This is a genomic window from Paenibacillus thiaminolyticus (assembly GCF_003591545.1).
GTDB classification, from domain to species: Bacteria; Bacillota; Bacilli; order Paenibacillales; family Paenibacillaceae; genus Paenibacillus_B; species Paenibacillus_B thiaminolyticus_A.
The window spans coordinates 59954-73755 of the sequence record NZ_QYZD01000023.1; the positions used below are offsets into that span (position 1 = coordinate 59954).

The 13802-nt window shown below is 51.4% G+C and carries 13 protein-coding genes; 9 read left to right on the forward strand and 4 right to left on the reverse strand.

What is annotated here, in order from left to right; genetic code table 11:
• Positions 1-19 precede the first annotated feature (19 nt).
• Both pnpS and DQX05_RS21190 read left to right on the forward strand, forming a co-directional pair.
• Complete coding sequence (pnpS, locus tag DQX05_RS21185) at positions 20-1831, forward strand: two-component system histidine kinase PnpS (protein WP_119795462.1); 1812 nt, start codon at positions 20-22, stop codon at positions 1829-1831.
• Between the two features lie 140 nt (positions 1832-1971).
• Positions 1972-2700 (forward strand): response regulator transcription factor, encoded by a 729-nt coding sequence (locus DQX05_RS21190; RefSeq protein WP_119795463.1) that lies wholly within the window; start codon positions 1972-1974, stop codon positions 2698-2700.
• Between the two features lie 131 nt (positions 2701-2831).
• Here DQX05_RS21190 and cydS read toward each other — a convergent pair whose 3' ends face one another.
• The 3 genes from cydS to DQX05_RS21200 are packed head-to-tail and all read right to left on the reverse strand — an operon-like array spanning position 2832 to position 5320.
• Positions 2832-2933 carry a cytochrome bd oxidase small subunit CydS family protein gene (gene cydS, locus DQX05_RS33270; protein WP_397335820.1) on the reverse strand — a complete coding sequence of 34 codons (102 nt, stop codon included), beginning with the start codon at positions 2931-2933 and terminating at the stop codon, positions 2832-2834.
• A 12-nt stretch (positions 2934-2945) separates the two neighbouring features.
• Positions 2946-3968, reverse strand: a complete 1023-nt coding sequence (locus tag DQX05_RS21195; protein WP_119795464.1) for a cytochrome d ubiquinol oxidase subunit II — start codon at positions 3966-3968, stop codon at positions 2946-2948.
• Positions 3965-5320: a cytochrome ubiquinol oxidase subunit I gene (locus DQX05_RS21200; RefSeq protein WP_119795465.1), complete on the reverse strand. Its 1356-nt coding sequence runs from the start codon at positions 5318-5320 to the stop codon at positions 3965-3967. The genes DQX05_RS21195 and DQX05_RS21200 overlap by 4 nt, the downstream gene beginning before the upstream one ends.
• A gap of 313 nt (positions 5321-5633) precedes the next feature.
• Between DQX05_RS21200 and DQX05_RS30985 the strand changes: the two genes are divergently transcribed.
• Complete coding sequence (locus DQX05_RS30985; protein WP_182914849.1) at positions 5634-6005, forward strand: CBS domain-containing protein; 372 nt, start codon at positions 5634-5636, stop codon at positions 6003-6005.
• A 172-nt stretch (positions 6006-6177) separates the two neighbouring features.
• A complete protein-coding gene (locus DQX05_RS21210; protein WP_310735693.1) occupies positions 6178-7632 on the forward strand; it encodes a BglG family transcription antiterminator in 1455 nt (484 codons plus the stop codon).
• 150 nt (positions 7633-7782) lie between these two features.
• Here the strand turns inward: DQX05_RS21210 and DQX05_RS21215 are convergent, their stop codons facing one another.
• A complete protein-coding gene (locus DQX05_RS21215) occupies positions 7783-8106 on the reverse strand; it encodes a hypothetical protein (RefSeq protein ID WP_119795466.1) in 324 nt (107 codons plus the stop codon).
• A 495-nt stretch (positions 8107-8601) separates the two neighbouring features.
• On the opposite strand from DQX05_RS21215, the gene DQX05_RS21220 reads away from it, so the two are divergent.
• The 5 genes from DQX05_RS21220 to phoU all read left to right on the forward strand — a co-directional run bounded on the left by DQX05_RS21220 (position 8602) and on the right by phoU (position 13013).
• A complete protein-coding gene (locus tag DQX05_RS21220) occupies positions 8602-9579 on the forward strand; it encodes a PstS family phosphate ABC transporter substrate-binding protein (protein ID WP_182914850.1) in 978 nt (325 codons plus the stop codon).
• 137 nt (positions 9580-9716) lie between these two features.
• On the forward strand, positions 9717-10643 hold the full coding sequence (gene pstC, locus DQX05_RS21225; protein WP_119795467.1) for a phosphate ABC transporter permease subunit PstC: 927 nt from the start codon (positions 9717-9719) through the stop codon (positions 10641-10643).
• A 3-nt stretch (positions 10644-10646) separates the two neighbouring features.
• Positions 10647-11522, forward strand: coding sequence for a phosphate ABC transporter permease PstA (gene pstA / locus DQX05_RS21230; RefSeq protein ID WP_119795468.1), 876 nt, complete (start codon positions 10647-10649; stop codon positions 11520-11522).
• Positions 11523-11534: 12 nt separating this feature from the next.
• Complete coding sequence (gene pstB, locus DQX05_RS21235) at positions 11535-12335, forward strand: phosphate ABC transporter ATP-binding protein PstB (protein WP_119795469.1); 801 nt, start codon at positions 11535-11537, stop codon at positions 12333-12335.
• A gap of 18 nt (positions 12336-12353) precedes the next feature.
• A complete protein-coding gene (gene phoU, locus DQX05_RS21240) occupies positions 12354-13013 on the forward strand; it encodes a phosphate signaling complex protein PhoU (protein WP_119795470.1) in 660 nt (219 codons plus the stop codon).
• The last annotated feature ends 789 nt before the right edge of the window (positions 13014-13802 follow it).

The window sequence follows — 13802 nt, forward strand, 5'->3', positions numbered from 1 at the left end:
ATGAAGTGGAGAGATGCGCATGTCGCGGTTTCGCACGCGTTTGACTTTGATCTTTGTGCTGCTTATCGGGATATCCGTGACGGCAGCCGGTATTTATATGGCGTCCACCTTCAAGCACAATCATATCCGCCAACTGGAGGAGAATATGTCCCGGGAAATTATGCTCATCGAGCAGACGCTCGCCTGGATCCAGCCGGGAAGCAGGGACGACGTGATTGCCTATTACAGCGGCTGGGCGCACAAGCTTCATGATAGCGCGGATGCCCGCGTTACCTTTATACTGGCTGACGGGACGGTTGTCGGCGATTCCGATCATGAGGCCGCCGGGATGGACAATCACTTGGCGCGCGAGGAGATCATGAAGGCAGGACAGGAAGGGATCGGCTCGAATATCCGTTACAGCGAGACGCTGGGGCAAAATATGCTCTATGTCGCCAGGCCTGTGCATACGCCCCATTTTGACGGGTATATACGTCTGGCGATGAGTCTGGAGCATGTCGAGAGCAGCGTGAGGGCGCTGTGGGCGTATTTGGCGCTAGGTCTGGCGGCATTATTCGTTATCGCCGTGATCGTCAGCTACCGGATTGCCTTCAATCTGACGCGTCCGATCGAGAATATGACCCGCGTCGCGATGCGCATCGCCCAGATGGACTACAAGGCGAGGGCCCAGGCTGCGGGGAAGGACGAGATCGGGCAGTTGGGGACGGCTATCAATGCGATGGCGGAGAGCCTCCAGGTGCAGATGTCGCAAATACGCGAGAACGAGAGCCGGCTGCAGACGGTCATGGAGCATATGATCAATGCGATCGTGATGGTCGATGCGGAAGGCAAGGTTGCGCTGCTGAACCGGAAGGCCGAGCATATTCTCGGCATCCGAAGCAGAGAATGGCTCGGGCGTCCGTTCAGCGAAGTCAGGGCGCCGTATGAGATGCAGCAGATGATGGCCGAGGTCGAGGAGAAGAAGCAGCTGCGCCATGACGAGATGACGATTTATTATCCGGAGGAGCGTCTGCTGGATGTGACGGTCGTCCCGGCCTATTTCACCGATCAGGAATGGGCGGGCATTCTGCTGGTGATGCAGGATGTCTCGGAGATCCGGCGGCTCGAGCGGATGCGGACTGAATTCGTGGCGAATGTATCCCATGAGCTCAAGACACCGATTGCCGCAGTCAAGGGCTTCGCCGAGACGCTGCTGAATGGGGCGATGCATGATCCGGAGATCGCGAAGTCCTTCCTGCATATTATTCAGGAGGAGAGCGAGCGTTTGAACCGGCTTATCGGCGACATTCTGGAATTGTCCAAAATCGAAGCGAAACGGGCGGTGCTGCAATTTTCACCGGTGGAGCTCGGGACCTTCCTCGAGCATACGGTGGAGATGCTGCGCAAGGAAGCGGGCAGCAAGCGCATCGATGTCCGGCTGGATGCCGAGACGGATCTGTATGTCGAGGCGGATGAGGATCGGCTGCGCCAGATTATGCTCAACCTGCTCTCCAACGCGATTAACTATACGCCGGAGGGCGGACAGGTGAAGATAGGTGCTGTGGCGTTGCATGACCCGGATCAGGAGGAACGGATCCGGTTGACGATTACCGATACGGGCATCGGCATTCCGAAGAAGGATGTGCCGCGCATCTTCGAGCGCTTCTACCGGGTAGACAAGGCTCGCTCCCGCGTATCGGGAGGCACGGGGCTGGGGCTCTCCATCGTAAAGCATCTCGTCGAGGCGCACAGAGGAACGATCCGGGTAGAGAGCGAGTTGGGCGTAGGCACGACCTTCACCATTGAGCTTCCCGTGCTTCAGGAGTGGGTGCCGGACGGGTCAGAGCAATAAGCGCGGGGATGAACTCGCATGCCCGCCCTACCTCTGTGCCGCAGTGAAAAAAACGTCGCCGCGGCACGAGGAAGTATGTTACGATATGGTTGCGATCGGTAGAGGCACTAGGGATAGGAATTGACTTTCGGAGGATAATTATGTCTGAACGAAAAGTATTAGTCATCGAAGACGAACCGACATTGGCGCGGCTATTGTCATATAATCTGACCTTGGAAGGGTACGATACGACGGTGATCGACCACGGCTCCCAAGGGCTGCAGGTGGCGCTGCACCGTAAGTTCGACCTCATTATACTGGATATTATGCTGCCGGGCATGAACGGATTCGAGGTGCTGTCCAAGCTGAGACAAGCCGGCGTCCGCACGCCCGTCATCATTTTGACGGCGCGCAATGCGGAGGAAGAAGTCGTGCAGGGCTTGAAGTGCGGAGCGGACGACTACATTACGAAGCCATTCGGCGTGGCTGAGCTGCTCGCGCGCGTCGGCGCTGTGCTGCGCCGTGCATCGAGCGACGAGCCGGTCGAGCAGGAAGATGCGGACGACAAAGTCATTGCGATTGGCGATCTGCGCATCTATCCGGAGAAGTATGAAGTGACGCTGCATCAGGAGCTGATCCCGCTGCGGCCGAAGGAATTCGAAGTATTGCTCTACCTTGTCCAGCGCCCGGGCATGGTCATTACCCGGGACGATCTGATGAATGCGGTATGGGGCTTCGATTACATCGGCGGACAGCGGACGGTCGATGTCCATGTCAGCTCGCTGCGCAAGAAGCTGGAGATGAACCAGCGATCCGTCCAGATCGATTCGATTCGGGGCGTCGGTTACAAATTGGTCCATCATAAGAAGGCGCACCGCACCGACGAATAAGGCGCACAATCCATTTTCGACTGGGAGATGGATTCTTTTTTTGCGATGAATCTAGATAAGGCAATGACGGCAGCCCGCTCCGAAGAGCGGGCTGCCGTCATGCGTTCGCGTTCTCTTCGATAGCGCGACGCTTAATCCTCATACGGCTTCGCGCGGGCTCCCCACCAGAACACGGCCGCGATGGACAACGCCGCGATAAGGAGCGGCGCCGCAAATATAAGAAAATTCGTCATGTCTGTACCTCCTTAGCGTGGGGTCTTCTTGCCCTTAACATAGTTCGCGTCGAACAGGAATAAGCGCAGGAGCAAGAACAGCGACGGGATCAGGACGAGCAGGCCCAGGATAAATACGGAAATCAGGGCTGTTGCCATCGCCGGATTGGTGAAGCTGTCATAAATGTTGACGTACGGATACAGTACGTACGGCAAATGGGATGCGCCGTAACCGAACCAGGCGAACCCGAACTGCAGCACGACGCAGAGGAAGGCCCAGCCGTAATTGCGGCGCTTCCAGACCAAGTAGACGGCGAGCAGGAAGAACAGGAACGACAGGATGAACATCCAGGCGTTCGCAATCATATTGTTGAAGTGCTCCGCATTATGCTCTTGAATCGCATAGAAGACGAAGAGGCTCGCCAAGATGGTCGGCGCCGACCAGAAGAGGGCGTACTTCCTGACGATCTCGAGCGCCCCGTTATCCTCCGCCTTGGCAGCGTAATAGGTCAGGAACATGGCCGAAATATAGAGCACGCTGACCAAGGCGAGGAAAATAACCGAGTACGGATAAATATTGGTGAATAGCTTGCCGACATGGAAGGTCACCTTGCCCCCTTGCTCCGAAATATATCCGCCCTCCGAGATAGCTAGCACCGTGGACAACGCCGCCGGAATTAGCCAGCCGCTCACCCCGTACAAAAACATATAGATCCGGTTGTTCTTGAACCCATAGTTGCTGAAGGCATAATAGGAGCCGCGGACAGCGAGTAGGATGACGGCGATGCTTCCAGGCACGAGCAGGGCGGTGCCGTAATAATAGGCCGCATCCGGGAAAAATCCGACCAGGCCGATGTAGAAGAAGACGAGGAACACGTTCGTCACTTCCCATACCGGCGACAGATAGCGTTCAATAATATTGTGAATGATATGCCGTTTGCCTGTAATCGTGCTGACATAGCTGAAGAACCCGGCGCCGAAATCAATCGACGCCACGATCAGGTAGCCGAACAGAAAGATCCACAGCACGGTCATCCCGAGCAGTTCGTAATTCATCGCTTCATGCCCCCTTCCATGCCGCTCGCCTCCAATTCCGCTTCGGCCGGATTGTTGCGGAACATGCTGCGCAGCACCTTGACGGCCGTAACGCTGAGCACCAGATAGAGAAGCGAAAACAGAAGCAGCATCGTATCGACATGATCGGACGTCGTCGCGCCTTCTTCGACGGTCATGATTTTCCACAGCACCCATGGTTGCCGTCCGACCTCCGCGAACATCCACCCTGATTCAATCGCCAGGAAGGCGAGCGGCGCCCCGGCCACGATCGCATACAGAAGCAGGCGGCTGATCGGCTTGCCAGTCTTGCGGCGGCGGTACTGCCAGACGACGTACCAGAGCGAGACGACGGTCAGGAAGATGCCGATGAACACCATCGAATCGAAGAAATAGTGCGTGGCCCGCAGCGGCGGCTGTTCATGCTCGGGCACCTCATTCAGCCCTTGAACGACGGTATCCGGCGTGCCTCCCGCCAAAATGCTCAGCCCAAACGGGATCTTGATCGCGAACTTCACTTCATTGTCCTTCGTCAAGATGCCGCCGAGAATCAGCTCCGCACTGTCCTTCGTCTCGAAGTGCCATTCCGCGGCGGCCAATTTCTCCGGCTGGTATTGGTGTAAATATTTTCCGGACAGATCGCCGATGGCGGCCGAAGCGACCGCGAAGATAAGGGCGGACGTCATCGTCAGACGCAGTGCCTTCTTATAGTACACATGGCTGCGTCCGCGCAGCATCGAGACCGCGGCGATGGCAGCGAGCAGGAAGGCGCTGGTGACATACGCGGTCACGAGCACGTGGCTCACCCGCGTTGGCATCGATGGATTGAACATCGCCGCCAGCGGCTGGATGTTCGTCATCTGCCCGTTGACCCAATCGAAGCCCTGCGGCGAATTCATGAATGAGTTCACGGTTGTGATGAAAAAGGCTGAGGCCGATGAGCCGATCGCTACTGGAACAAGCAGCAAAAAGTGGTACATCCGGTTTTTGAAGCGATCCCATGTATATAAGTAAATGCCAAGAAATATCGCCTCCACGAAAAAGGCGAACGTCTCCATAAATAACGGGAGCGCGATCGCTTGCCCGGCGACCTTCATGAAGTTCGGCCACAGCAAGCTGAGCTGCAGCCCGATGGCGGTCCCGGTGACCACCCCGACTGCTACCGTTACAGTGAAGCCCCTGGCCCAACGGCGGGCCAGCAATAAATAATGGGGGTCATTCCGCTTAATGCCGATCCATTCCGCCAGGGCGATCAGGAGCGGCACTCCGACGCCGATGGTCGCGTAAATAATATGCACGAACAAGGTCAAGCCGGTCAAAATGCGGCTGAACAATACAGGATCGTACGAGTACATGTCCTCTTTCCCTCCTCAACAGAAATGCAATGCCGTATTTTCAGAACGATGTGAACAGTCAACCCACCGCGTTAGAACAAACGCCGTAGGAACGAGAGGAGCATAATGATGCCCACTACAAGGGAGACAACGATAAGCCATTTCTCTTGTTTTTGAATCCGGTTTGCCTGATTATTATCCGATTCCATCGACAGTTACCCCTTTCGCTGTGCGGTATTCATAAAACTTGAATATTGTCTATGATCCATATCACAGGCTTATCTATATCGTACTCAAATGGTGTGATAATTTTCACAACAATTGTGATAGAGCGATGAACAAGGTGTTACAAATGTATGTCCGCATCAACTTCCGCGTTCGATGGCCGCTCCTAGCGTCCCCTGCGCTCTATCATGAGAAGCCTGTCTCGCGGCTGATGGATCGGGACATGGCTTGCGCCGAATGGGGGACGGATGCGGCCCAACTGCTAGAACTGGCGGGGGCCCGCCCGGAGGAGCGGATGTATGACAGCCTCGTTATTACGAGCGGAGGGCAGTATGCCGGCGTGCTGTCGGCGAAGCAGCTGCTGCAGGCGATCGCGCATAATCAGGAGCAGCTGACACAGATTGATGCCTGCGCGCAGCGCATGGAGGAGCGGGCCCAGGCAGCGCATGCGGAATTGAGGCGAATGGCGGAACGGGATTGAAGACAGTGTCCTGTGAAAAAACGTCGCTGGAGCACGGGAAAGTATGATACGATAGGGTTCCGAGTGTAGGAGTGAATCGGTTGCACTCATCGAAGACGAACTGTTATATAATCTGACCTTGGAAGGCAGATTCGACAGTGATCGGCTGGACGAAAACGCTGAAGGTGAAATCATGATGGAAAAGGATATTAGTCGTAAAATCAAATTGTTGAAGATTCTTGCTGAGGAAAAGAAGTGGTTTACACTCTCTGAACTTGAACAAAAACTAGATTGCTCCAGTAAAACAATTCGAAAGGATATATCAGTTCTCAATGATTTATTGCCGCAAAACACTTCTATCTTTTCAAAAAAGGGAAAAGGGGTTAGATTAGCCATACCCCAAGATCAGACCATATGTGAAGTCATATCTAATTTATCTAAAAAATCCCTAACTTTTTTGGTTCTTCAGAAGTTTTTGGAAGGAACTGCACCTACCATTACCTCTTTGTCCGAGAAATTATATCTTCCTACCTCTTCAACGAATATAGTACTAAAAAGGGTTAGTGAATATATTGAAAAATTTGGTCTATCACTTGAGAAAAAACCTTTAGGAATCACAGGGGATGAGTTCCAAATCATCTTAATGTTTTCTGAACGCTATTTGGAGGCTTTTACGGAAGAAGAATGGCCGTTTACAGAGTATAGGAAAGAAGAGCTTCTAGGTTATATTTCTTATATCGAAAAAAAATTAGGTATTATATTTTCTACGAACGACAGAAGAAGATTCGTTTTTATCATGGTCATTCTTTTTATACGCAGGAAGCAAGGGAATAGGGTAAAATTTAATGAATGCATAATTAAAAATACAATTGAGACCCCGTATTATAAAGAAATATTTGAAAGGGGCACAGATGAAAAACGAGACGCCATTCATTTTTTGACGATTGAGGAGAAAGTATTATTAGTAATTATCGTGAAATTATCCAGATACGTAAGCGTAAATCAAGCTAACTTAAGGCGGGAAGAACTAAAACTGTATAAGGAAGGGAAAATACAAGCTTATACATATATAAGTGATTTCATTCACATATTGGAAAGAGAAGTAAAGATTGATTTAGCAAGCGACGAAGATTTTGTGTATGGTATGGTTGATTACTGTAGACATACTTTTTATAAATTAATGTTTCTCCCGAAGATAATAATGCCGGAAAAGGAGACTTGCGAGTATATAAAGAAGACTTATAAAAAAACGTTTCTGTCAGTGAAGAAAGCATATAACGAATGGGCGAAGAAACTGGAGATCTTAGATGTGCCTGATGAAGAAGCCGCAAAAGTAACGATGCGGATAGCGGCAACCGGGCGGCTCAAAAATATGAATAAGAAAAAAGTGCTTCTAATTACAGGGGAAGAGAAAAGCTGGGAAATATACATGAAGAGCTGGATTAATAAAAAGTTCGACGGAAAACTCGAGATTATAGGTGAAGTGGATAGAAAAATGCTTGAAGGCGATATAAAAAGCATGGACATTGACTTTATTATTACTACAATACCGCTTAATATTAATTTTCATTCCATTGTTCATGTATCCCCTATACTGCAAGAACGTGATTTTAATGAAATTGAAATATTTGTAAATCAAAACGGATAAACCGTCCTTTTTAGCCTTGCAGGCTCAACTGGTCACGCTGACGGGCACTTTGACAGAAAAAGACGCTTCCATCCCGCTTTGGCGCGGGGTTGGAGGCGTCTTTACATATGCGGCCTCTTATTGGCTCGATAGAGGCGAATGAACCTTTTGTCAAAAGCGTAATCCTGAATATAGAATCAGTTTAGTCTTAGAGTCAGTGCTTGTTATCACGTACTCTTTTTTTTCTAAAAAAATTTTGCACTTCTTGGCATTGATTTCCCAATCCTTTATCAAAAAGGTTTTCTTTTTTTCTAAAAAAATCTTGCACTTTTTAATATCTATTTCCCAGTCGTTTATTATGATTTTGCCTAACTGGAAGTATAGGTCGACCACTTTATGGGGCCGCGTACTTAAAAAATCACTTTCTAAAATCACTCTAATATTTTCCCTATTTGAAATTTCTGATCTAAATTCTTGAACCGTAACTTCTTCCATAATTCACCTGAATTCATTAGTCAAAATAAAGTGTTGATCCGGTAAAATTTATTTTCATTCTGAAAAATGAATTTACAAATCAACAAGATTGGGAATTCCTACTATAACATACTGCAGCAATATGTGGCTTACTGCTTTTTTCTCTTATTAAGGGGATATTTTAATTTTTCATGGAAAAAAGTATCTGATAGTATAAAAATAATGAGCTTTGACATTAGCTCATTCGCTCATTTTCCCCATTTGTTAATCCCTGGTCTGTGTGACCAGGGATTTTTTTATGTCGAGCCGAGTCATGCCTTTCAGGTAACAGATTGGCGGATCCGTTGCAGGACGCTGCTGACAATAGCGCCGCTCATAGCAGCTTTGAATTTTTACACTCCGTTAACATACTTCCAAATCAGGCTTAACAAACAAGCAGTAAGATTCAGATTGTAAGGCAGCAAGCGAACTTATCAATCAGGAAATGAGAGACCCAATTCAAAGGAGTGAATTCACTTGAAAAAGTGGGGCAAACAAATCATGCTGCTTACTTTGGTGGCAGTCATGGCATTCGCGCTGGCGGCCTGCGGCGGCAATACGGGATCAACGCAGTCGAACACAGCTAACAATACGGAAAATCAAGGCAGCGAGGACAAATTGTCCGGGACGATTGAAATCGACGGTTCCAGCACGGTCTATCCAATGACAGAGGCGATTGCGGAAGAATTCGGCAAGGAGCATAGCGCGGTCCGCGTCTCTGTAGGAACGTCCGGCACCGGCGGCGGCTTCAAGCGGTTTAGCACAGGCGAGATTGCCATCAGCAACGCTTCCCGCCCGCTCAAGGACAAGGAAGCGGAAGATGCGAAGGCGAACGGCATCGAGTATTTGGAATTGACAGTTGCTTATGACGGCTTATCCATCGTCGTGAACAAAGACAACTCCTGGGTCGACAAAATTACGCTCGACGAGCTGAAAAAAATCTATGAGCCGAACTCCAAAGTCAGAACGTGGGCAGAAGTGCGGGAAGGCTGGCCAAACGAGGAGATCAAAATCTACTCTCCGGGCGCGGACCATGGAACGTTCGACTATTTCACGGAAGAGATTAACGGCAAGGCGCAAGAAAGCCGCAATGACGGCCAGATTACGTTCAGCGCCGATACGAACGCTATCGTGCAAGGCGTAGCCGGAGACAAAAATGCGATCGGCTACTTCGGATACTCTTTCTTCGAGGAAAATCAAGATAAGCTGAAGCTCGTTCCTGTCGATAACGGAACGGCAACGGTAACTCCAACGCTCGATACGATTAAGGATGGAAGCTATTCCCCATTGTCCCGTCCGCTCCTTATCTACGTAAGCAAGAAGCAGATGGAGAAGCCGGAAGTGAAGGCTTTTGTCGAGTACTACCTGAAGACGGCAGGCAGCATTGCGGAAGAAGTCGGCTATGTGCCGCTGCCGCAAGAGAAATATGACGAGCAGTTGAACCAGTTGAAGTAATCGCCGGAATTCGTACGCAGCAGTCATACACGATGATGAACGTGTGATGTCTCTTATCCTCATGAATTAGGGACATCACATTTTCATAGCGTGATTGTTAACGAATTGTAAATGAAGCTAAAAGTGAGGTTAAGCATATGCAGGCGAATGTCCCGCAACAAGAAGGGAAGCTGACGTTCCGTAACCGCAGAATGCATTTGTCGGACAAAATCATGCCGGTGCTGCTGTTCCTGTGCGCGGCCGTCTCCGTTCTGACGACAATAGGCATCGTCTATACGTTATTCTCGGAGACGTGGAACTTCTTCTCCCACGTCAACATCGCCGACTTCCTGTTCGGCACCCGGTGGAGCCCGCTTATTGAGCCGAAGTCGTTCGGCATTCTCCCGCTTATCGGCGGGACGCTGCTGGTGACGCTCATCGCATGTCTGGTGGCGATCCCGATCGGGCTGGCTAGCGCCATCTATCTGAGCGAATACGCGCCGGATCGCGTCCGCAAGATCGTCAAGCCGATTCTGGAAGTGCTGGCTGGCGTGCCGACTATTGTATATGGCTATTTTGCCCTTACCTTCGTCACGCCGATTATCCGGGAGATCTTCCCGAGCACAGGCGTATTCAATGCGCTCAGCGCCGGAATCGTCGTCGGCATCATGATTATTCCGATGGTCTCCTCCTTGAGCGAGGACGCGATGACTGCGGTGCCGCAGAGCTTGCGCCACGGGGCCTATGCCCTTGGGGCAACGCGCTTCGAGGTGGCGCTCAAGATTGTCGTGCCGGCCGCGTTGTCGGGCATCGTCTCCTCCGCCGTACTCGCCTTCTCGCGGGCGATCGGCGAGACGATGATTGTGACGGTGGCCGCTGGGGCGACTCCGAACTTGACACTGAATCCGCTGGAGAGCATTCAGACGATGACCGCTTATATCGTGCAGGTTAGCCTGGGCGACACGCCGCATGGCTCTATCGAGTACGGCACGATTTTCGCCGTCGGTATGTTGTTGTTCATCATTACGTTTCTGCTTAATATATTGGCGCTTTGGGTTGCACGCCGGTTCAGGGAGGAGTATTGACAGATGGCGATGTTACATGACGCGAACCGCAAGCAAATCAGCACCCGGCGGAAAATCGATTTTTGCCTTCACATTCTATTTGTTATCGCGACATTAATTGGGATCGTGGCGCTGATGGCGTTGATCGTTAACATTATGATGGACGGCCTGTCCCGGCTCAACTTAGATTTGTTCACGAATTATCCGTCCCGCCGGCCTGCCGTCGCCGGGATGAAATCGGCGATTGTCGGATCAATATATATGGTGCTCATCATGGCGCCCATCTCATTCATTCTTGGCGTAGGAGCGGCCATTTATCTGGAAGAATACGCGAAGAAGAACGCCTTTACCCGGTTCATCCAGCTGAATATCAGCACATTGGCGGGCGTTCCGTCCATCGTATACGGGATTCTCGGGCTGACGATTTTCGTGCGCGGCATGTCGCTTGACCGCAGCCTGCTCTCCGGCTCGCTGACGATGACCTTGCTCGTGCTGCCGATCATTATCGTATCCGCCCAAGAGGCGATTCGGGCAGTTCCGAAGACGCGGCGCGACGCTTCGTTCGCCCTTGGCGCGACCAAATGGCAGACGGTCTCCCGTTCGGTCATGCCATCGGCCATCTCCGGCATACTAACCGGTGTAATCCTGGCATTGTCCCGGGCGATCGGCGAGACCGCGCCGCTCGTTATGATCGGCGCCCTGACGTTCGTCGCTTTTCTTCCGAACAGCATCTTGGATCAGTTCACCGTTATGCCGATCCAGATTTTCAACTGGGTATCGCGGCCGCAGCTGGCATTCCATGAGTTGGCCGCAGCGGGCATCATCGTGCTGCTGGCGTTGCTCATCCTGATGAACCTGTCAGCCGTGCTGCTGCGCAACAAATATCAGAAAAACAGATAAGGAGACGATCGTATGACGACGGCGGCGATAACGACGAATACGGCAACCGCGACGGATTTGAAAACAATCATCAATATAGACAGCCTGAATCTGTATTACGGCACCTACCATGCGCTCAAGAATGTGACGATGACAATCCCTGAGAAGGCAGTCACCGCATTCATTGGCCCTTCCGGCTGCGGCAAGTCGACGCTGCTGCGGACGCTGAACCGGATGAACGATATGATTGCCGGCACGCGCATCGAGGGGCGGGTAGAGATTGCCGGTACCAATATTTATAGCAAAGAAGTCGATGTGGAGACGCTTCGCAAAAAAGTAGGAATGGTCTTCCAGCAGCCGAATCCTTTTCCGAAATCGATATATGACAATATTGCCTATGGCCCGCGGCTTCATGGCATTCGCAACAAGGCGAAGCTGGATGAGATCGTTGAGCAGAGCCTTCGTTCCGCCGTGCTGTGGGATGAAGTGAAGGATTATTTGAAGCGGTCGGCATTCAGTCTGTCCGGGGGGCAGCAGCAGCGCCTCTGCATCGCGCGCGCGTTGGCGGTGAACCCTGAGATTTTGCTGATGGATGAAGCGACATCCGCGCTGGATCCGATCTCGACGCTGAAGATTGAGGAACTGGTACAGGAACTGAAGCATCAATATACAATTGTCATGGTTACGCACAATATGCACCAAGCCGCCCGCGTGTCGGATCAGACCGTCTTTTTCCTCAATGGGGAAGTGGTTGAGTTCGATCAGACGGAGACGCTGTTCTCCAATCCGAGCGACAAGCGGACGGAAGATTATATTACGGGACGCTTCGGCTAAAAAGGAGAGGAAACCAGGATGATTAAGCGCAGGGAATTCGATCTGGGGTTGGATGAGCTCAGCCGCCTGCTCGAGCAAATGGGCAGCCATGTGGAGCGTGCGCTGTTCGAATCGATAGAATCGTTGAAAACGATGGACGCGGAACGCGCCCGGGCAATCATTAACGAGGATCCGCATCTGAACCGGATGGAGGATACGATTATGGAGCTGGGCTCGAAGCTGATTTTGACGCAGCAGCCGGTCGCCAAAGATCTGCGGCGCATCCTTGTCGCCTTCCGCATTTCCAGCGATCTGGAGCGGATGGGCGATCTGTCCATCGATATCGCCAAGGTCGTGCTGCGGATAGAAGGTCAGACGCTGATGAAGCCGCTCATCGACCTGCCGCGCATGGCGGAGATTGTCCAGCACATGATTACCGATTCGATTCGGGCCTATGTGCAGGAAGATATCGATCTGGCCTACAAAATGGCGAAGGACGATGATCAAGTCGACCAGTTGTACAGCCAAATATTCCGCGAACTGCTCAGCTACGTGCTCGAAAATCCGCATAACGCCTCCCAGGCGATGCTGCTCACCTTCGTCGGCCGCTATATCGAACGGATTGCGGACCATGCCACCAATATCGGCGAGTCGGTCGTCTACCTCGTCACCAATGAACGTCCTGATCTGAATAGTTAAATTGATACCCTCTTGCTGGAACCGTCCGGAGCTGAATCCGGGCGGTTTTCATCTTTGCTCCGTCTTATGCTGAGTATCCCAGTTGATCCGGAAAAGCGAAATGAATCCGCATCTACTCTATCCGATGTTTTGACTCTCCCTTTTACCAGGGAACCGTACAGAACCTGCATCTGCATTGCCTTAAGCTGTTATCCTCGGGCAGATCCAAGCGCCCCCTTTATCACATATAGAGCGCCTTACGCTCGTTATCCTGCAGGACGCTCATTATCCCTTCGGCGCAGGAAGGCGAATCGAATTCGTATCTGTACCGTCTTATGCTCGTTATCCCTTCGGCGCAGGAAAGCAAACCGAATTCGTATCTGTTGCGCCTTACGCTCATTATCCCTTCGGCGCAGGAAGGCGAATCGAATTCTCCCTTCGGCGCAGGAAGGCGAATCGAATTCGTATCTGTTGCGCCTTACGCTCATTATCCCTTCGGCGAAGGAAAGCAAAACGAATTCATATCAGCCGCGCCTTATGCTCGTTATCCCTTCGGGGCAGGAAGGCGAATCGAATTCGTATCTGTACCATCTTATGCCCAGTATTCCCATAACGCAGGTGCGTGGAGGGGAATAACTAGAACAGAAGACTTGTATCAATGGAGGAATGTTATATGGGTGGTAATCGTTTCTTCTGACTGGTTGGGATATTGACTATTAGGACACTGATGGTGCTCCTGATTCGTTGGGATATTGCCTATAAGGGCGCTGATGGTTGTACTCCTGATTCGTTGGGATATTGACTATAAGG

Coding starts and splice junctions, on each gene's coding strand:
- DQX05_RS30985 (WP_182914849.1), top strand. CDS start 5,634: ATGAACAAGGTGTTACAAATGTATGTCCGCATCAACTTCCGCGTTCGA.
- cydS (WP_397335820.1), bottom strand. CDS start 2,933: ATGACGAATTTTCTTATATTTGCGGCGCCGCTCCTTATCGCGGCGTTG.
- pstA (WP_119795468.1), top strand. CDS start 10,647: ATGGCGATGTTACATGACGCGAACCGCAAGCAAATCAGCACCCGGCGG.
- pnpS (WP_119795462.1), top strand. CDS start 20: ATGTCGCGGTTTCGCACGCGTTTGACTTTGATCTTTGTGCTGCTTATC.
- DQX05_RS21190 (WP_119795463.1), top strand. CDS start 1,972: ATGTCTGAACGAAAAGTATTAGTCATCGAAGACGAACCGACATTGGCG.
- DQX05_RS21195 (WP_119795464.1), bottom strand. CDS start 3,968: ATGAATTACGAACTGCTCGGGATGACCGTGCTGTGGATCTTTCTGTTC.
- DQX05_RS21210 (WP_310735693.1), top strand. CDS start 6,178: ATGATGGAAAAGGATATTAGTCGTAAAATCAAATTGTTGAAGATTCTT.
- DQX05_RS21200 (WP_119795465.1), bottom strand. CDS start 5,320: ATGTACTCGTACGATCCTGTATTGTTCAGCCGCATTTTGACCGGCTTG.
- phoU (WP_119795470.1), top strand. CDS start 12,354: ATGATTAAGCGCAGGGAATTCGATCTGGGGTTGGATGAGCTCAGCCGC.
- pstB (WP_119795469.1), top strand. CDS start 11,535: ATGACGACGGCGGCGATAACGACGAATACGGCAACCGCGACGGATTTG.
- pstC (WP_119795467.1), top strand. CDS start 9,717: ATGCAGGCGAATGTCCCGCAACAAGAAGGGAAGCTGACGTTCCGTAAC.
- DQX05_RS21215 (WP_119795466.1), bottom strand. CDS start 8,106: ATGGAAGAAGTTACGGTTCAAGAATTTAGATCAGAAATTTCAAATAGG.